Annotated in this window: 1 protein-coding gene; it reads left to right on the top strand. The window is 68.7% G+C overall.

All coding sequences use genetic code 11. The features are described from left to right. The coding region (locus AC3WON_RS31115) for a P-loop NTPase (protein ID WP_492353487.1) at window positions 1-514 on the top strand (514 nt) is incomplete at both ends.

Raw genomic sequence — 514 nt, 5'->3', positions numbered from 1 at the left:
GCCGTGACCATGAAGATCGTCGCGCACGCGGTGCAGCGCGGGGTCAAGCTGCTGCCGGGCGTGAAGAACGTGATTGCGGTGGCGTCGGGCAAGGGCGGGGTGGGCAAGTCCACCACGGCCGTGAACCTGGCGCTGGCGCTGGCGGCAGAGGGCGCGCGCGTCGGCATGCTCGACGCAGACATCTACGGCCCGAGCCTGCCGATGATGCTGGGCATCGACGGCCGCCCGGAATCCGCCGACGGCCAGACCATGGAGCCGCTGGAAGGACATGGCCTGCAGGCCAACTCGATCGGCTTCCTGATCGAGCAGGACAACCCGATGGTATGGCGCGGCCCGATGGTGACCTCGGCGCTGGAGCAGCTGCTGCGCCAGACCAACTGGCACGACCTGGACTACCTGATCGTCGACATGCCGCCGGGCACCGGCGACGTCCAGCTGACGCTGTCGCAGAAGGTGCCGGTCACCGGCGCGGTGATCGTCACCACGCCTCAGGATATCGCGCTGCTGGATGCCA

It is taken from the genome of Cupriavidus sp. FW305-46, from assembly GCF_058787075.1.
This window is presented reverse-complemented; position numbering and strand designations above follow the sequence as displayed.